This window comes from Izhakiella australiensis (assembly GCF_002006995.1).
Taxonomy (GTDB): domain Bacteria; phylum Pseudomonadota; class Gammaproteobacteria; order Enterobacterales; family Enterobacteriaceae; genus Izhakiella; species Izhakiella australiensis.
This window is the reverse complement of record NZ_MRUL01000004.1, coordinates 155479-173019: the sequence shown is the minus strand read 5'-3', so window position 1 is coordinate 173019 and position 17541 is coordinate 155479. Positions and strand designations below refer to the sequence as shown.

14 protein-coding genes, 1 tRNA gene and 1 other RNA gene are annotated in these 17541 nt (G+C 49.7%); 9 read left to right on the top strand and 7 right to left on the bottom strand.

What is annotated here, in order from left to right; translation table 11 throughout:
• Window positions 1-29: 29 nt before the first annotated feature.
• The 5 genes from xthA to BTJ39_RS08595 all read right to left on the bottom strand — a co-directional run bounded on the left by xthA (window position 30) and on the right by BTJ39_RS08595 (window position 2768).
• Window positions 30-839 (bottom strand): exodeoxyribonuclease III, encoded by an 810-nt coding sequence (gene xthA / locus BTJ39_RS08615; protein WP_078002271.1) that lies wholly within the window; start codon window positions 837-839, stop codon window positions 30-32.
• A gap of 184 nt (window positions 840-1023) precedes the next feature.
• Window positions 1024-1153: non-coding RNA, RtT sRNA (locus tag BTJ39_RS08610), on the bottom strand.
• A 40-nt stretch (window positions 1154-1193) separates the two neighbouring features.
• Window positions 1194-1278, bottom strand: a tRNA-Tyr gene (locus tag BTJ39_RS08605).
• Window positions 1279-1418: 140 nt separating this feature from the next.
• Complete coding sequence (gene purU / locus BTJ39_RS08600) at window positions 1419-2267, bottom strand: formyltetrahydrofolate deformylase (RefSeq protein ID WP_078002270.1); 849 nt, start codon at window positions 2265-2267, stop codon at window positions 1419-1421.
• A 45-nt stretch (window positions 2268-2312) separates the two neighbouring features.
• On the bottom strand, window positions 2313-2768 hold the full coding sequence (locus tag BTJ39_RS08595; protein ID WP_078002269.1) for a YchJ family metal-binding protein: 456 nt from the start codon (window positions 2766-2768) through the stop codon (window positions 2313-2315).
• Window positions 2769-2870: 102 nt separating this feature from the next.
• Here BTJ39_RS08595 and rssA point away from each other — a divergent pair, with 102 nt between their 5' ends.
• The 5 genes from rssA (at window position 2871) to BTJ39_RS08570 (ending at window position 8364) form a co-directional block, all read left to right on the top strand.
• A complete protein-coding gene (gene rssA, locus BTJ39_RS08590; protein ID WP_078002268.1) occupies window positions 2871-3770 on the top strand; it encodes a patatin-like phospholipase RssA in 900 nt (299 codons plus the stop codon).
• Window positions 3771-3860: 90 nt separating this feature from the next.
• Window positions 3861-4874 (top strand): two-component system response regulator RssB, encoded by a 1014-nt coding sequence (rssB, locus tag BTJ39_RS08585; protein ID WP_078002267.1) that lies wholly within the window; start codon window positions 3861-3863, stop codon window positions 4872-4874.
• A 193-nt stretch (window positions 4875-5067) separates the two neighbouring features.
• A complete protein-coding gene (galU, locus tag BTJ39_RS08580) occupies window positions 5068-5970 on the top strand; it encodes a UTP--glucose-1-phosphate uridylyltransferase GalU (RefSeq protein WP_078002266.1) in 903 nt (300 codons plus the stop codon).
• Between the two features lie 30 nt (window positions 5971-6000).
• The gene (locus tag BTJ39_RS08575) at window positions 6001-7344 is read left to right on the top strand and encodes a UDP-glucose dehydrogenase family protein (RefSeq protein ID WP_078002265.1); all 1344 of its coding nucleotides are present in this window, start codon (window positions 6001-6003) and stop codon (window positions 7342-7344) included.
• A 12-nt stretch (window positions 7345-7356) separates the two neighbouring features.
• Window positions 7357-8364, top strand: coding sequence for an NAD-dependent epimerase (locus tag BTJ39_RS08570; protein WP_078002264.1), 1008 nt, complete (start codon window positions 7357-7359; stop codon window positions 8362-8364).
• Window positions 8365-8486: 122 nt separating this feature from the next.
• Here BTJ39_RS08570 and hns read toward each other — a convergent pair whose 3' ends face one another.
• Window positions 8487-8894 carry a histone-like nucleoid-structuring protein H-NS gene (gene hns / locus BTJ39_RS08565; RefSeq protein WP_078002263.1) on the bottom strand — a complete coding sequence of 136 codons (408 nt, stop codon included), beginning with the start codon at window positions 8892-8894 and terminating at the stop codon, window positions 8487-8489.
• Window positions 8895-9284: 390 nt separating this feature from the next.
• Here hns and tdk point away from each other — a divergent pair, with 390 nt between their 5' ends.
• Window positions 9285-9908: a thymidine kinase gene (tdk, locus tag BTJ39_RS08560; protein ID WP_078002262.1), complete on the top strand. Its 624-nt coding sequence runs from the start codon at window positions 9285-9287 to the stop codon at window positions 9906-9908.
• 150 nt (window positions 9909-10058) lie between these two features.
• Here tdk and adhE read toward each other — a convergent pair whose 3' ends face one another.
• The gene (gene adhE / locus BTJ39_RS08555; protein ID WP_078002261.1) at window positions 10059-12746 is read right to left on the bottom strand and encodes a bifunctional acetaldehyde-CoA/alcohol dehydrogenase; all 2688 of its coding nucleotides are present in this window, start codon (window positions 12744-12746) and stop codon (window positions 10059-10061) included.
• A 439-nt stretch (window positions 12747-13185) separates the two neighbouring features.
• Here adhE and BTJ39_RS08550 point away from each other — a divergent pair, with 439 nt between their 5' ends.
• The 3 genes from BTJ39_RS08550 to oppA all read left to right on the top strand — a co-directional run bounded on the left by BTJ39_RS08550 (window position 13186) and on the right by oppA (window position 17453).
• Window positions 13186-13359, top strand: coding sequence for a GhoT/OrtT family toxin (locus BTJ39_RS08550; RefSeq protein WP_078002260.1), 174 nt, complete (start codon window positions 13186-13188; stop codon window positions 13357-13359).
• A 664-nt stretch (window positions 13360-14023) separates the two neighbouring features.
• A complete protein-coding gene (locus BTJ39_RS08545) occupies window positions 14024-15655 on the top strand; it encodes an ABC transporter substrate-binding protein (protein ID WP_078002259.1) in 1632 nt (543 codons plus the stop codon).
• A 157-nt stretch (window positions 15656-15812) separates the two neighbouring features.
• Complete coding sequence (gene oppA / locus BTJ39_RS08540; protein WP_078002258.1) at window positions 15813-17453, top strand: oligopeptide ABC transporter substrate-binding protein OppA; 1641 nt, start codon at window positions 15813-15815, stop codon at window positions 17451-17453.
• Window positions 17454-17541 lie beyond the last annotated feature (88 nt).

Sequence of the window (17541 nt, the reverse complement as noted above, 5' to 3'; positions counted from 1 at the left end):
GACGCAGCCCTGGGCCGGGCTGCTGGCGCTTAATCAAGTTTGAATGTCGCCCAGATCGGTGCGTGATCCGACGGTTTTTCCATGCTGCGGATCTGATAGTCAATGCCGCTGTCAACGCAGTGAGAGGCCAGGGTCCGGCTTGCCAGCAGCAGGTCTATGCGCAGGCCCCGGTTGTCGTCAAAACCTTTGGAACGATAGTCGAACCATGAAAAACGATCGTTCACTTCCGGGTTCTGCTGCCGCCAGGTATCGGTAAGGCCCCAGCCTAATAGCCGATCCATCCATTCGCGCTCTTCGGGGAGAAACGAACATTTGCCGGTACGCAGCCAGCGTTTGCGGTTCTCTTCACCAATGCCAATGTCCAGATCGGTGCTGCTGATATTCATGTCGCCCATAATCAGCACCGGACTATCCGGCTTCAGCTGCTGCTCAAGATAATCCTGCAGGTCGCGGTAGAATTTTTCTTTTGCCGGAAACTTACTGGGGTGGTCACGACTTTCTCCCTGCGGAAAATAGCCGTTAATAACGGTGATATTACCCAGTGGACTGGGGATCTCCGCCATAATCAGGCGGCGCTGGGCGTCTTCACCATCAAGCGGGAAACCCCGGCGCACCGAAACGGGCTGCGTTTTGCACAGTAATGCCACGCCATAGTGGCCTTTTTGTCCGTGATAAAACACGTTATAGCCCAGCGATGCTACGTCCTCGAGCGGGAACATATCATCGTGGACTTTGGTTTCCTGCAGGCCGATCACATCCGGCTGATGTTGCTGAATGATAGCTTCAAGCTGGTGCGGCCGTGCGCGCAGGCCGTTGATATTAAAAGAGACAAATTTCATGGAACCCTGTCTGGTAAGCGGGGGAAACGTAGTCAGAGATGTTAGCAGACCCAGCCAGCAGGGGAAAGATTGATCCGCCGTTGTCTCGCTGCGCTCGGCTCGAACCTTGTCGAAGGTTCTCATCCTTCTCCACGGAGAATTTTTTTACTTTGGTAATTTTGTTTGGCGGAGTGCCAAAAAGAAGTGGTGGTGGGAGAAGGATAATTCGGCGCGCTGCGCCTCACCCTTCGGGCCGTTGCCACTGGCAACGTTGTCTCGCTGCGCTCGGCTCGAACCTTGTCGAAGGTTCTCATCCTTCTCCATGGAGAATTTTTTTACTTTGGTAATTTTGTTTGGCGGAGTGCCAGAAAGAAGTGGTGGTGGGAGAAGGATTCGAACCTTCGAAGTCTGTGACGGCAGATTTACAGTCTGCTCCCTTTGGCCGCTCGGGAATCCCACCACTGGCCTGCTTGTTGCTCGTAAGCGGGGCGCATAATATCAAAAGCTGAAGCCCTGTAAAGCATTATAAAAAAATAACGGTTTGGTTGCTTTTTTTTTGCCCGAACCGCAAGCGGGACGGGCAAAAAAGCGACATTTGGCTCACAAAATGATGGTGCGATTGCCGTAGACGAAAACCCGCTGTGCCAGCACCTGGTACAGCGCCCGGCTGAGAACGTTTTTCTCTACGTCGCGACCGGCACGCATCATATCCTCTGCCGTGTAGGTGTGATCGACGTGGATAACATCCTGCATGATAATCGGCCCCTCATCCAGGTTATCGTTAACGTAGTGAGCGGTGGCGCCAATGATCTTTACACCACGTTCATAGGCCTGATGATAGGGGCGGGCGCCAATAAATGCCGGTAAAAACGAATGGTGAATATTGATGATTTTATTGGGAAAGCGCTTTACAAAATCCGGCGTCAGCACGCGCATGTATTTTGCCAGTACCACGTAGTCTGGCTGGTAGCATTCGATGCTGGCGGCCATATGATTATCATGCTGTTCGCGCGTAAGCCCTTCATGACTTACCAGTACAAACGGAATATCAAAGCGTTCAACCAGGGTACGCAGCGTTTCATGATTGCCGATTACCGCTGCAATTTCGACGTCAAGGCCGCCGTAGGCGCTCTTCATCAGCAGGTCGCCGAGGCAGTGGGCCTCTTTGGTGACCAGAATCACCACCCGCCGGCGGCCGGCAGGGTGTAATTCGCGTACCGAACCGTCGGGTAGCGCGCCGTCAAGATCGGCTAGCAGCGTTGTATCGTTGAAAATCCCTTCCAATTCCGTACGCATAAAGAAACGGCCGGTACGGTGATCAACGAACTCATTATTCTGAACGATGTTCAGCTCGTGCTTAAAACAGACGTTGGTTATCCTGGCGATCAGCCCGCGCGCGTCGGGACAAATGGTGCGTAATACTTTTCTTTGTAGGTTCTGCGGTTGCATTGCGTTGGTAATCCTGTTGAAAAAACTCAGCGTGTCGCCAGCCAGTTACTGACCGCAACATTTTTTATATTTTTGGCCTGAGCCACAAGGGCAGCGGTCATTGCGACGCAGCGCAGGAAAGGTGCCGTCGACATAGTACCAACGGCCATCTTCATACACAAAGCGTGAACGTTCATAAATAAACCCCGGCTTCTGGTCGGCGTAGCGAGCAAAAAAGGTAACGTAACCCGTATTGCCATCGGCAGCTAACTCATGGTCAAGCACCGTCAGTCCCTGCCAGCGGGTATCGTCTGCGTTTTGCGCCAGGCTCAAGGCTAATCCCGCAGGGCGGCTGGATGGGTGCCAGGTTTGCTCCAGCCAGCTGCCATTTTTTTGTATATAGGCAACATAGCGTGAGCGCATCAGTGCTGGCGGGTCTGGTGGCAGCTGCAGCCCGCTTAGCCAGCGACCGCAACATAAGCTATACTCCAGCCCACTACAGCATGGACATAACATTGACACAGCAACTCCGGTAACTGAATAAAAGATAAAAACAGGTCAGGCATCAATCGTACCTGAGCACGGTTGCTGATGCTATTAAAGACCAGGGGATTCAGAGGTAAAATGAGACAGGTAAAAGTTGGCCTCGCGCTAGGTTCCGGCGCAGCCAAAGGTTGGGCGCATATTGGTGTTATTAATGCACTGCTACGCGCAGGTATTCAGATTGACGTGGTCGCCGGGTGCTCCGTTGGGGCGCTGGTGGGTGCGGCCTACGCCAGCGGCAATCTTGGCATCATGGAGCGCTGGGTTCGGTCGTTCAGCTACTGGGACGTTCTGCGTTTAATGGATGTCTCCTGGCGACGCGGTGGACTGCTGCGTGGCGATCGGGTATTTAGCCAAATAAAACAACTCATCAGCTCAACGCATATCGAAAAATGTTCGCTGCCTTTTGGCGCCGTGGCCACCAACCTCAGTACCGGCCGCGAATTATGGCTGACAGAAGGCGATCTTCATCTTGCTATCCGGGCCTCTTGCAGTATGCCAGGCCTACTTCCCCCTATCGGCTACAATGGTTACTGGTTGGTTGATGGTGCGGTAGTTAACCCGGTTCCGATTTCACTTACCCGCGCGCTGGGCGCAGATATCGTGATTGCCGTTGATTTACAACACGATGCCCACTTAATGCAGCAGGATTTGTTGTCAATAACCCCCGAAAGCGTTCCTGAGGAAATGGCGAGCGGTTGGGGATGGCGTCTGAAAGAGCAAATTGCACGGTTTACCCAGCGCAAAACGCAGCAGTCGCCCGGCGCCATGGAAATTATGACCACCTCGATTCAGGTGCTGGAAAACCGCTTAAAGCGCAATCGTATGGCGGGCGATCCGCCAGACGTATTGATACAGCCATTCTGCCCGCAGATATCTACGCTGGATTTTCATCGCGCAGAAGAGGCATTGGCGGCGGGGAAATTGGCGGTTGAAAAAAAGAGGGATGAGCTGCTTCCTCTGGTTCGTAACCGTAAATAGCGTGGCCGGCATGATGACTTCAGGAAATTCTGAGAGGCAAGACCGGGATTTATCGATCACTATTTACTTATCTGGTCAGAGGGGAGAGTGATGGAACAGCCATTAACTGGAAAACACATTCTTGTGGTTGAGGATGAGGCCGTTTTCCGCACTCTGCTCGATAACTTTTTGCAGTCGTTAGGGGCTAACACTGTGCTTGCCGACGATGGCGTGCAAGCCCTTGACCTTCTCAGCAAGCTCGCTCCCGATCTGATCATTTGCGATCTTGCTATGCCGCGAATGAACGGTATTAAGCTGGTGGAGCACCTGCGCATGCGTAACAGCATGGTGCCCGTTCTGGTTATTTCTGCCACGGAAAACATGGCTGATATCGCCCATGTGCTGCGTCTGGGCGTGCAGGATGTGCTGCTAAAACCGCTGCGCGATCTCAGCCGGCTGCGCGAGGCGGTGCTGGAATGTCTCTATCCTTCCATGTTTACTTCTAAAGTGGAGGAAGATGAACAGCTATTTCAGGATTGGGAAGCGCTGGTGCGCGACCCGCCGGCGGCAGCCAAGCTGCTCAAAGAATTGCAGCCTCCAGTTCAGCAGGAGCTGGCGGGATGTCGGATAAATTATCGCCAGCTCACCATGGCCGAGCAGCCAGGATTGGTGCTTGATATTGCCGCGCTGTCAGAAAAGGACCTGGCTTTTTATTGTCTGGATGTAACGCGGGCTGGCGATAATGGCGTACTGGCTGCGCTTTTATTGCGCGCATTATTTAATGGTTTGTTACAAGAGCAATTATCAGGCCAGGCGCAACGGTTGCCTGAATTAAGTGGTTTACTAAAACAAGTTAATCTTTTATTACGTCAAGCAAATCTGCAGGGGCAGTTCCCTTTATTGGTCGGTTATTATCATCAGGGATTAAAAAATCTTATCCTTGTTTCCGCCGGGTTAAATGCCACGCTCAATATAAATACCCACCAAATTCAGCTTAGTAATGGCGTACCGCTGGGTACGCTTGATAGCACTCATCTTAACCAGATTAGTCAGCGCTGTGATGCCTGGCAATGTCAGGTCTGGGGCGCAGGAGGCAAGCTACGGCTGATGCTGGCTACGGAGTAATCATTCTGTCATTTTTATAGCTGCAGTATAGAGACACTATCAAGGATAAGTTTTACACTTGGGTAATAGTCTTAATTTATGCTGAAATGATTCAACCAGGATAAATCCGTGCGTATCTAACTGATATACTCATTTTCGTTTTTAAATCGACATATCAAGTAATAACTTGAACGGCCTAAAGAGAGGTACTTTGATGTCTGCCTATAAGTCCAAAGTAAAAAAAGCGGTTATCCCGGTTGCAGGATTGGGAACGCGTATGCTGCCTGCTACCAAAGCTATTCCGAAAGAAATGTTGCCGCTGGTTGATAAGCCGTTAATTCAGTATGTCGTTAACGAGTGTATCGCTGCCGGGATTAATGAGATTGTGCTGGTGACGCATTCTTCCAAAAACTCTATTGAAAACCATTTCGATACCAGTTTTGAGCTGGAAGCCATGCTGGAGAAACGCGTTAAGCGTCAGCTGCTTGAAGAAATTCAGTCAATTTGCCCGCCGCACGTCACCATAATGCAAGTCCGTCAGGGCTTAGCCAAAGGTCTGGGCCACGCCGTTCTCTGTGCGCATCCACTGATCGGTAACGAGCCGGTTGCCGTTATTCTGCCGGACGTGATTATTGATGAGTATGAATCTGATCCGACCAAAGATAACTTGGCGGATATGATGAAACGCTTTGACGAAACTGGCCACAGTCAGATCATGGTTGAGCCGGTTGCTGATGTTACTGCCTACGGCGTGGTTGACTGCAAAGGTGCAGAACTGCAGCCTGGCGATAGCGCGCCGATGGTTGGCGTGGTTGAAAAACCAAAAGCAGACAAAGCGCCATCAAATCTGGCGGTTGTCGGACGTTACGTCTTGTCTGCTGATATCTGGCCTCTGCTGGCTAAGACCCCTCCGGGCGCTGGCGATGAAATTCAGCTGACCGACTCTATCGCTATGCTGATGGATAAAGAGACCGTAGAGGCCTATCACCTTAAAGGTGTTAGCCATGACTGCGGCAACAAACTGGGCTATATGCAGGCATTTGTTGAATACGGTGTACGCCATAATACGCTGGGCAAAGATTTCAAAGCCTGGCTTGAAGGCGCCGTTGGTAAATAAGTTAAATAAATTTCTAACCGGGACAATCCAATGAAAGTCACCGTTTTTGGTATCGGCTATGTTGGTCTGGTACAGGCTGCTGTACTGGCGGAAGTCGGGCACGATGTCATTTGTATCGACGTTGATGAAAACAAAGTTGAGAACCTGAAAAAGGGAATAATTCCAATTTTCGAACCAGGACTGACGCCTTTAGTAATGCAGAATTACGAAGCGGGTCGCCTGAAATTCAGCACTGACGCCAAAGAGGGCGTCAACCACGGCATTATGCAATTTATCGCAGTGGGCACGCCTCCCGATGAGGACGGTTCTGCTGATCTTAAATATGTCACTGCGGTTGCGCGCACGATTGCTGAGCACATGCAGGGGCATAAGGTGGTGATTGATAAATCAACCGTACCTGTTGGCACGGCGGATCGCGTGCGTTCAGTGATGAGCGAAACGCTGAAAGGGCGCAATGCCAGCGTTGCCTTTGACGTGGTATCTAACCCTGAGTTTCTCAAAGAGGGGGCGGCGGTTTCTGACTGCATGCGTCCGGAACGTATCGTTGTCGGTACTGACAATGAAGACGTTGTCGATTTACTGCGAGAGCTTTACGAGCCCTTTAACCGCAATCACGATCGTATGATCCTGATGGACATCCGCAGTGCTGAGCTGACCAAATATGCAGCTAACTGCATGCTGGCCACCAAGATCAGCTTTATGAATGAGATATCAAACCTGGCGGAGCTGCTCGGGGCGGATATTGAGAAGGTACGCCAGGGAATTGGTTCTGATTCACGCATTGGCTACTCTTTTATTTATCCTGGATGCGGCTACGGTGGCTCCTGCTTCCCGAAAGACGTGCAGGCGTTGATTCGCACTTCTGAGCAAATTGGCTATACGCCGCGTATTTTGCAAGCGGTTGAAGCGGTTAATGACGATCAGAAACTGAAGCTGCCGGCCTTTATTAAGCGTCATTTCGGTGATGACCTGAAAGGCAAAACCTTTGCGCTCTGGGGACTGGCTTTTAAACCCAACACCGATGATATGCGCGAAGCTTCCAGCCGGGTGCTGATGGAAACCTTGTGGCAGGCGGGCGCGCGCGTTCAGGCGTTTGATCCTGAAGCGATGGATGAAGCGCAGCGCATTTACGGCAGTCGCGACGATCTCCAGCTCATGGGTACAAAAGAAGCCGCGTTGCACAACGCAGATGCGCTGGTTATTTGTACTGAATGGAAGAATTTCCGTGTTCCGGACTTTGATGTGGTTAAAAACGCGTTAAAAGAACCCGTGATTTTTGATGGTCGTAACCTGTATGATCCAGAAAGAGTCAGTAAGCGCGGTTTTGTTTATTATGCAATCGGCCGCGGAGCTTCTGTAAAATTGCATAATTAACCGAGGGAAAGTATGAAATATCTGGTTACCGGCGCGGCAGGTTTTATCGGGTTTTATGTTGCCCAACGCCTGCTTAGCGCTGGTCACCAGGTTGTTGGTATCGACAACCTGGATGACTACTACGATGTCAGTCTGAAACAAGCCCGCCTTAATTTAATCGCCAATGATGACCGCTTTACTTTTATCAAGGGTGATTTAACTGACCCAAAAATCGTTGCTGATTTATTTGCCGATCATCAGTTTCAACGCGTCGTTCACCTCGCAGCTCAGGCCGGGGTGCGTTATTCGCTTGATAACCCACACGCCTATACCAACACCAACGTTACGGCTTTTCTCAATATTCTTGAGGGTTGTCGTTTCCATAAGATCGAGCACCTGCTTTATGCCTCTTCCAGCTCGGTTTATGGTCTGAATCGCAAGATGCCATTCTCAACGGATGATGCGGTCGATCACCCGATTTCACTCTATGCCGCAACGAAAAAAGCCAATGAGTTAATGGCGCATACCTATTCTCACCTTTATGGCATTCCAACAACCGGCCTGCGGTTCTTTACGGTATATGGCCCCTGGGGTCGCCCGGACATGGCGCTATTTAAGTTTACCCGGGCCATTTTGGCTGGCGAAGCGATTGATGTGTATAACCATGGGAATATGAGACGCGACTTTACCTATGTCGAAGATATTGCAGAAGCGGTAGTGCGCCTGCTGGATATTATTCCCGGCGCCGATCCGCTATGGACGGTAGAAAATGGCTCTCCGGCTTCCAGCTCGGCGCCGTATCGCATTTACAATATTGGTAATAGCCAGCCGGTGATGCTGACGGACTATATTGCGGCTATTGAGAGTGCTACCGGACGTGAGGCGCGTAAAAACATGCTGCCAATGCAGCCGGGCGATGTACATGAAACCAGCGCTGATACGCAGCCTTTGTATGATGCTATTGGCTTTAAGCCAAAAACGGATGTGAAAGAGGGCGTTAAACGCTTTGTTGACTGGTATCGTAAGTTCTATCAGGCGTGATGGTAACGCAGGAAAATAAAAAGGAAGCCGCAGCTTCCTTTTTTCATCTGGTTTTGATGATTATCTGGTGTAAATAATAAAATCGAGCTCAGTAACAATCAGTCATTAAGGCAAATGGTTGGTTACAGCAAGAAATCATCCAGCTGCTTGCCTTGTTCTTCGATAGCTTTTTTGATAACTGCAGGCGTGCGGCCCTGGCCTGTCCAGGTTTTAGTTTCGCCATTCTCGTCAACGTACTGATATTTTGCCGGACGCGTCGCACGCTTGGATTTTGCGCTGGTTTTGGCAGCGCCTAAAGTCGCGAGTAATTCATTAGGATCAATTCCGTCAGCAATCAGCATTTCGCGATATTGCTGCAATTTGCGACTACGTTCCTCAATTTCTGCCTGTGCCTGGTTGTCTTCTTCGCGGCGTTCATTAACCACCACTTCCAGTTTTTCCAGCATCTCTTCCAGCGTTTCAAGTGTACATTCTCTGGCTTGGGCGCGCAGAGTACGAATGTTATTAAGAATCTTAAGGGCTTCGCTCATTGTCCTGATCTCTAAATTATAATGAAGGTAGGTATCGCTGCTAATAATAGAGAGAGAATAAATGAACTGCAACTAATAATTTTTTATTCAGTACATTTGATTTAAATATGCCAGCCTGTATATAAGCGAACAATAACTTTCATTGAAATAAAGTGTAACATCGCCCGGTAACGGGTGGGGATAAAGATGATTAAACAAAAGTGCAGTAATTTTTAATTAAACCTTATGGTTGATATTGATTAACTGATGGACAGTATCCGGCGATGGGCACTTTGTATCCTAAAACCCGCAATGAGACGGTCATCCCGCAGGCTATTGCCGCCTTTTTTTACCTGCGATTGTGTTACAATCGCCGCAGATTTCTACCCTAATGCCCCGGAGTGAAGCCTGATGGCGCAACTTTATTTTTATTACTCAGCAATGAATGCGGGTAAGTCAACGGCCTTACTGCAGTCTTCTTATAACTACCAGGAACGTGGCATGCGAACGCTGGTATACACCGCCGAAATTGACGATCGTTTTGGTAGCGGCAAGGTCAGTTCGCGCATTGGTCTGGCTTCTCCCGCCTGTCTTTATAATCCGCAAACTGCACTTTTTGAGCAGATAAGCCAGGCACATGCCGATGAAGCGGTTAACTGTGTGCTAATTGATGAATGTCAGTTTCTGACTAAAGAACAGGTAAAGGCGTTATCTGACGTGGTTGATTCCCTTGATATTCCTGTTCTTTGCTATGGTCTGCGCACTGACTTTCGCGGAGAGCTTTTTTCCGGCAGCCAGTATTTGCTGGCATGGGCAGATAAGCTGGTGGAATTAAAAACGGTTTGCCACTGCGGCCGTAAAGCGGGAATGGTTTTGCGACTGGATGAGAATGGGGTGCCTTTCCGGGAGGGCGAGCAGGTGGTTATCGGCGGTAATGAGCGCTATGTATCGGTATGCCGCAAACATTATAAGGAAGCGATTGAAAAGGGAAACCTACAGGCGGTTGATGGTAAAGCGGCTGAAAGTAACAGCTGACGCTACCGGAAAGGTCCTGGATCCATTATTGATTTCAGCTTTTATAAAAAAAATTAATGTTTATATAAAATAAACCCGCCGAAGCGGGTTTATTTTTACTGCAAGCCGGTAATTAACTACGTTGCCGGGCGCAAGCTAAAACATAACAAGTTATGCTTTTTTAGCTTTTTTCTCGTTTTTTTTCGCCGCTACCGGCTGCGCTTTTACCGCCTCGGTAATGTTGTCGAAAGGTTCATTGAATTCACGACCATAGAAGGTATCCAGCATGATTTGTTTCAATTCGGCAATCAGCGGATAGCGCGGGTTGGCACCGGTACACTGGTCATCAAAAGCGTCATCAGCGAGTTTATCCACTTTCGCCAGGAAGTCAGCTTCCTGCACGCCCGCTTCGCGAATAGACTTCGGAATCCCCAGAGAGGCCTTCATTTCTTCCAGCCACGCCAGCAGTTTTTCAATTTTCTGCCCGGTACGGTCACCTGCGGCGCTAAGACCGAGATGGTCAGCGACCTCAGCATAGCGGCGACGAGCCTGCGGGCGGTCGTACTGGCTGAATGCCGTCTGCTTGGTTGGGTTATCGTTAGCGTTATAGCGAATGACGTTACAGATCAGCAGGGCATTCGCCAGGCCGTGTGGAATATGGAACTCCGAGCCCAATTTATGCGCCATAGAGTGACATACGCCAAGGAAGGCATTGGCGAAAGCGATACCGGCGATGGTTGCCGCGTTGTGTACGCGCTCGCGGGCTACCGGGTTGGCGGCGCCTTCATGATAGCTGGCCGGCAGATACTCTTTAAGGAGTTTAAGGGCCTGCAGCGCCTGACCATCGGAATATTCATTCGCCAGAACCGAAACGTAAGCTTCCAGTGAATGGGTTACGGCGTCCAGACCACCAAATGCGCACAGCGACTTCGGCATGTTCATCACCAGATTGGCATCAACGATGGCCATGTCCGGGGTGAGGGCGTAGTCTGCCAGTGGATATTTTTGACCGGTGGCGTCATCAGTTACCACCGCAAACGGCGTGACTTCTGAGCCGGTACCTGAAGTGGTGGTGATCGCTATCATTTTCGCTTTCACGCCCATTTTCGGGAATTTGTAGATGCGTTTACGGATATCCATAAAGCGCAGCGCCAGCTCTTCAAAATGGGTTTGCGGGTGCTCATACATTACCCACATGATTTTGGCCGCATCCATCGGCGAGCCGCCGCCGAGGGCGATAATGGTATCGGGTTTGAACGAATTCATCTGTTCAGCCCCTTTGCGCACGATGCTTAGCGTCGGGTCCGCTTCAACTTCGAAGAAGATTTCCGTTTCAATGTTATAGGACTTGAGTACGCGGGTTATCTGGTCAGCGTAGCCGTTATTAAACAGGAACCGGTCGGTAACGATGAAGGCGCGTTTTGCTCCTTCGCTGGCGACTTCTTCCAGTGCAATGGGCAGTGAACCGCGACGGAAGTAGATAGACTTCGGTAGTTTATGCCACAACATATTTTCTGCTCGCTTAGCCACGGTTTTTTTATTGATCAGGTGTTTAGGACCAACGTTCTCCGAAATGGAGTTACCACCCCAGGAGCCGCAACCCAGCGTCAGTGACGGCGCCAGTTTAAAGTTATACAGATCGCCGATCCCGCCCTGTGAGGCCGGCGTATTGATCAGAATACGGGCGGTTTTCATCTTGTCGCCGAAGAAATTGACCCGCTCATGCTGATTATCCTGGTCGGTATACAGGCAGGAAGTGTGACCGATACCGCCCATGGCGACCAGTTTCTCCGCCTTGTCGACCGCGTCGGCAAAATCTTTTGCACGGTACATCGCAAGCGTCGGCGACAGCTTCTCATGAGCAAACGGCTCGGATTCATCAACCAGCTTAACTTCGCCAATAAGGATTTTGGTATTAGCCGGAACGTTAATTCCGGCCATTTCAGCTATTTTCGCCGCCGGTTGACCTACGATAGCCGCATTCAACCCGCCGTTTTTCAGAATGATATCCTGAACGGCCTTCAGCTCTTTACCCTGTAGCAGGTAGCCACCATGTGTGGCAAAACGCTCGCGTACTGCTTCATAAACGGAATCGACGACGATAACAGACTGTTCAGAAGCGCAAATAACGCCATTATCGAAGGTCTTAGACATCAGGATAGAGGCAACTGCGCGTTTAATATCAGCGGTTTCATCAATCACCACCGGTGTATTACCGGCGCCGACACCAATGGCGGGTTTTCCTGAACTGTAGGCTGCTTTGACCATGCCCGGACCACCGGTGGCGAGGATCAGGTTGATGTCGGGGTGATGCATTAATTGATTAGACAATTCGACGGAGGGCGCATCGATCCAGCCAATAAGATCTTTCGGCGCGCCGGCCTCAATTGCCGCTTTCAGAACAATGTCTGCCGCTTTATTGGTGGCATCCTTGGCACGTGGGTGCGGAGAGAAAATGATACCGTTGCGGGTTTTAAGACTGATAAGCGCTTTAAAGATCGCGGTAGAAGTAGGGTTGGTGGTCGGAACAATCCCGCAAATCAGCCCGATTGGCTCGGCGATGGTGATGGTGCCGTAGGTGTCGTCAGTGGCAAGCACGCCGCAGGTTTTTTCATCCTTATAGGCGTTATAAATATACTCAGAAGCGAAGTGGTTTTTTATTACCTTGTCTTCAACGATGCCCATGCCTGACTCTGCTACTGCCATTTTAGCCAGTTGAATACGGGCATCAGCTGCTGCCAGTGCGGCTGCGCGGAAAATCTTATCAACCTGTTCTTGTGAAAAGTTAGCGTACTCACGCTGAGCTTTCTTAACACGCTCAACCAGTGCGTTAAGTTCGGCAACATTCGTAACGGCCATAATGCTCTCCTGATGAAAGTTAAACTCTTTTAGTAAACAAGTCGGAGCAATTTATTATAGCTATCCAACACGACAGCGGACCCGCATTGCTGAAAAGTGTTGATTGTTTCTCATACTTTTTTACTAAAAAAGTCTGCTAAAAGAGCAATATCTTGAACCTTTTGGCGTCTTCCTTCAGTGCTGATAGCGTAACTCTGCCGTGTGTTAAAAAGTGTGATTTACATCAAGTTTCCACATGGCTGACACCATTCAGCTGTGATTTTCTGATTCATTGTTACTTTGTTTTACCAATTAACAAACAAACTGGCACGTTTATGTAACTTGCTGGTTGCATTAAATTTATCAGGGAGGAATAGTTCGGAATAATGAGGATGAAAACAAGTAATCGCAGCCGTGCCGGGTATAATAATGCCAGATAAAAGCAAAAAGGTAAGCGGCGGTGAGTTTGTATCAGAGTATGTTAGTTTTTTATGCGATTGTGGCGCTGGTTGCCGCTATCGTCACTTTTTTTATCGCCCGGGACCGCATCAGTATCCGCATATTATCTGCACTGCTGGTCGGGGCAACATGGCCAATAAGTTTTCCGGTGGCACTACTTTTTGCGCTGTTTTGACGGCTAAATGTTTTGATAGGATGATTCTGGCTCTGGATAAATCAGCTTGTAAACGCTATGACGCTATATCGCCAGGGGAAGCTTGCGCGTTTTTCTGAAACTTATTTTTTAATCAATCGTTGAAATTGCCCTGTTTTGGTGCAAAAAAGTCGCAGCAGTGCACCTTAAATGCGCACTCATTTGTTTTGTTTACCAGCCATCTCGCCTGATAAGTTTTCCTACTAATCCGCTGAGAAGAAACAGATTATTCTTAGTGGGTGTTATTATTTTAACATTTAATTCTCTGGAATTTAGCCTGTAATGTGGCGTTAAAATCCATTCCGATTGAATATTTCAGGATAGTATCTTATTTATCCCGATAATGATGTTATTTGTTTGTTTTTTAGTCGTGCACGGCATGTAATTTGACTTAGTTATGGTCATTTCTTGTTTAATTCATTGATTTTATTGTTTTTTATTAATATTTATCTGCGCAAAATAACACTTCACCTGTGTAAAGAGTCATGATAAAAGAGAATTAGTTAACATTTTCGTCAGATAGCTTTAGCGCAGTAAAAATTCATCTGGTAATTTCGGCGCAACGAAAAAAATCTGAGTGTGACGCAAAGTGTGTACGGATTTTGCTTATTTAGCTCAGAACATAAAAAAGGTCATTCACGCTGAGATGAAATTGCTGATTTCAAAACGCTATGCGCAACTTAGTCTGGTGGCTTTGTCATTTTTGCATTTCAACCTCGTGAATGCGGCGCAGCCAGAGCAGGATACGCCGCTGGCTGCACAGCAGCATATTGTCATTAATAATGGCGCCGAAGTGGCTACGCTTGATCCGATGAGATCGCAGGGCGTACCGGAAAGCACCGTCATTCTTAACCTGCTGGAAGGCCTGGTTACGACCGATAATTATGGGCACATCGTTGCTGGCGCTGCCCTTGAATGGAACAACGTTCAAAATAAGGTATGGACGTTTACCTTGCGTAAAGAGGCGCGCTGGTCTGATGGTGAACCCGTGACTGCCGCTGATTTTGTCTATAGCTGGCGCCGGCTGGCCTCGCCTGAAAACGCCTCACATTATTCAAGCTATCTGGAATATGCCCACGTTGAAAATGCCAGCGCGGTGATTAGCGGTAAACTGCCGCCCGAAGCGCTTGGCATTAAAGCCCTGAGTAAATATCAGCTGCAGGTGACGCTGAATGAGCCCGTTCCTTATTTTCTGGCGATGGTGACGCATACCGCATTAAAACCGGTAAATCGTAAAGCGGTAGAACAGTGGGGTGATAAATGGACCCAGCCGGCTCACTATGTGGGCAACGGGGCATACAGTCTGAGCGACTGGGTTATTAATGAAAAGATCGTCCTGAAACGTAATCCTTACTATTGGGATAATGCGCATACGGTTATTGAACAAGCCACTTTTTTACCGCTGATCTCTACCAGTAAAGACGTTGAGCGTTATCGTCAGAATGAGGTGGATATTTCCGATAGCGCGCTGCCGCCGGATATGTTTTCCACATTGAAAACTGAACTGGGGCCGCAGGTACGCGTTACGCCTTATCTTTGTACCTTTTACTACGAGCTGAATAGTAAGCGCCCGCCTTTTGATGATGTAAGGGTAAGAGAGGCGGTTAAGCTGTCACTCGACCGTAACTTCATCACCAGCAAAATTATGGGGCAGGGGCAGGTGCCCGCCTGGGGCTTTACGCCGCCCTATACCGATGGTGCCGATCTGGCAGTGCCTGACTGGTTTAAGCAAACGCAGGCGGCGCGCAATCAGCGCGCCCGGACACTGCTGCGCGAGGCGGGGTACGGTCCTGCGCATCCGTTGACGTTTTCGCTGTTATACAACACCTCTGATATTAACTATAAGCAGGCTGCTGCGGCGGCGGCAATGTGGCATGAAAACCTTGGCGCCGAGGTTCGACTGGATAATCAGCCGTGGAAAAACATGCTGGAAATACGCCGCAAGGGTTTGTACGACGCGTCGCGCGCGACATGGTGTTCTGATTACAACGAACCCTCATCTTTTCTCAACGTATTTCTCAGCGACTCAAGTGCCAACACCTCGTTCTATCATGACGCCGCTTTCGATGCATTAATGAAAAAGAGCCTTGAAGTTAGCGATCGGCTGCGGCCGCAAGTATATCAGCAGGCCGAGCAGCAGCTTGATGCTGATTCAGCGTTTGTGCCGGTCTACTATCGGGTGAGCGCGCGGCTGGTAAAACCCTGGGTTGGTGGATTTACCGGTAAAGATCCGCGTGATTCGCTCGATATTAAATATTTCTATATTACGGCACATTAATCTGCAGACGTGCTAAAGCTTAAGGTGGTCTTAAACCACAGGGTAAACAGAAATTGGCCTGAGCAGAAATTCGTTCCTCTGCGCAGGCGCTAGGCCCGGATAACGGGGGGATCTCTGGTGCGGTGTACCGGGGTGATTATAAAAACTGGAGTAAATAATGACCAACATCACGAAGAAGAGTCTGGTTGCAGCAAGTATTTTTGCTGCGTTGGGGACCATGGCCGGGAACGCCGCATGGGCGGCCAGCGTGCCGGCAGGCGTTGAGCTGGCAGCTAAACAGGAACTGGTGAAGGGTAACGGCAGTGAAGTTCAGTCTCTGGACCCGCATAAAATCGAAGGGGTGCCGGAATCCAACGTCAGTCGCGACCTGCTTGAAGGCCTGGTGATTAGCGATGCCAACGGACACCCGATTCCCGGCGTTGCTGAAAGCTGGGAAAACAAAGACGGCAAAGTCTGGACATTCCATTTACGTCCCAATGCCAAGTGGTCCAATGGCCAGCCGGTAACCGCCGCTGATTTCGTTTATAGCTGGCAGCGCCTGGCGGATCCGAAGACGGCTTCTCCCTACGCCAGCTATCTGCAATATGGCCACCTGGAAAACGTTGATGACATTATTGCGGGCAAAAAGTCGCCGGATACCCTGGGCGTAAAAGCCATCGACGATCACACCCTACAGGTTACGCTGAGTGAGTCTGTCCCTTACTTCTATAAGCTTTTGATTCATGGATCAATGTCACCGGTCTACAAGCCTGCGGTTGATAAATTCGGTGAAAACTGGACCCAGCCGCAAAACTGGGTCGGCAACGGCGCATTTAAGCTGAAAGAGCACGTGATTAACGAACGTATTGTTGTTGTACGTAACCCGGAGTACTGGGACAACGCCAATACCAAACTGGAAAAAGTCACCTTCCTGCCTATCTCTTCTGAAGTTACCGACGTTAACCGTTACTTCAGTCAGGACGGCAGCGACATGACGTATAACAACATGCCTATCGAGCTGTTCCAGAAGCTGAAGCGTGATAACCCGAAAGAGCTGCACGTTGATCCCTATCTGTGCACCTACTATTACGAAATCAACAACCAGAAAGCGCCGTTTACCGATCCGCGCGTTCGTACCGCGCTGAAGCTGGGGCTGGATCGCGATATCATCACCAATAAAGTGCTTGCGCAGGGCCAGATCCCGGCCTACAGCTTTACACCGCCGGCAACCGACGGTATGCAGCTGACCAAACCAGAGTGGTTTAGCTGGACCCAGGCTAAGCGCAACGAAGAGGCGAAGAAACTGCTGGCGGAAGCTGGTTATACCGCCGATAAGCCGCTGAGCTTCGAGCTGTTGTATAACACCTCCGATCTGCATAAAAAACTGGCGATTGCTGCCGCATCAATCTGGAAGAAAAACCTCGGCGTTAACGTCAAGCTGACCAACGAAGAGTGGAAAACCTATCTGGATACCCGCCATCAGGGTAACTTTGACGTCGCCCGCGCCGCCTGGTGCGCCGACTACAACGAACCGACTTCCTTCCTGAACGTCATGCTGTCAAACAGCAGCAATAACACCTCGCACTACAAGTCGGCTGACTATGACAAAGTTATAGCGCAGGCTGCGGGTGCGGAAGACGAAAAAGGACGCGCCGCGCTGTATGACAAGGCAGAGCAGGTGCTGGATAAGGATTCCATGATGGTTCCGGTCTATTACTACGTGAATGCTCGTCTGGTGAAACCGTATGTTGGCGGCTATACCGGCAAAGATGCGCTGGATAACGTTTACGACAAGAACCTGTACATTATTAAGCACTAAAAATAATGCGTTTTATGGGCGGCAATTTGCCGCCCGATTTAAGAAGCAATGTGACCTTATTTCCGTTCGCTGAAGTAAGGCATCAGCT

What these genes read in the sequence shown, in the direction of transcription:
- rssA (WP_078002268.1), top strand. Translation starts at nt 2,871, where the DNA reads ATGAGACAGGTAAAAGTTGGCCTCGCGCTAGGTTCCGGCGCAGCCAAA.
- BTJ39_RS08570 (WP_078002264.1), top strand. Translation starts at nt 7,357, where the DNA reads ATGAAATATCTGGTTACCGGCGCGGCAGGTTTTATCGGGTTTTATGTT.
- galU (WP_078002266.1), top strand. Translation starts at nt 5,068, where the DNA reads ATGTCTGCCTATAAGTCCAAAGTAAAAAAAGCGGTTATCCCGGTTGCA.
- BTJ39_RS08545 (WP_078002259.1), top strand. Translation starts at nt 14,024, where the DNA reads ATGAAATTGCTGATTTCAAAACGCTATGCGCAACTTAGTCTGGTGGCT.
- BTJ39_RS08575 (WP_078002265.1), top strand. Translation starts at nt 6,001, where the DNA reads ATGAAAGTCACCGTTTTTGGTATCGGCTATGTTGGTCTGGTACAGGCT.
- oppA (WP_078002258.1), top strand. Translation starts at nt 15,813, where the DNA reads ATGACCAACATCACGAAGAAGAGTCTGGTTGCAGCAAGTATTTTTGCT.
- purU (WP_078002270.1), bottom strand. Translation starts at nt 2,267, where the DNA reads ATGCAACCGCAGAACCTACAAAGAAAAGTATTACGCACCATTTGTCCC.
- rssB (WP_078002267.1), top strand. Translation starts at nt 3,861, where the DNA reads ATGGAACAGCCATTAACTGGAAAACACATTCTTGTGGTTGAGGATGAG.
- adhE (WP_078002261.1), bottom strand. Translation starts at nt 12,746, where the DNA reads ATGGCCGTTACGAATGTTGCCGAACTTAACGCACTGGTTGAGCGTGTT.
- tdk (WP_078002262.1), top strand. Translation starts at nt 9,285, where the DNA reads ATGGCGCAACTTTATTTTTATTACTCAGCAATGAATGCGGGTAAGTCA.
- hns (WP_078002263.1), bottom strand. Translation starts at nt 8,894, where the DNA reads ATGAGCGAAGCCCTTAAGATTCTTAATAACATTCGTACTCTGCGCGCC.
- xthA (WP_078002271.1), bottom strand. Translation starts at nt 839, where the DNA reads ATGAAATTTGTCTCTTTTAATATCAACGGCCTGCGCGCACGGCCGCAC.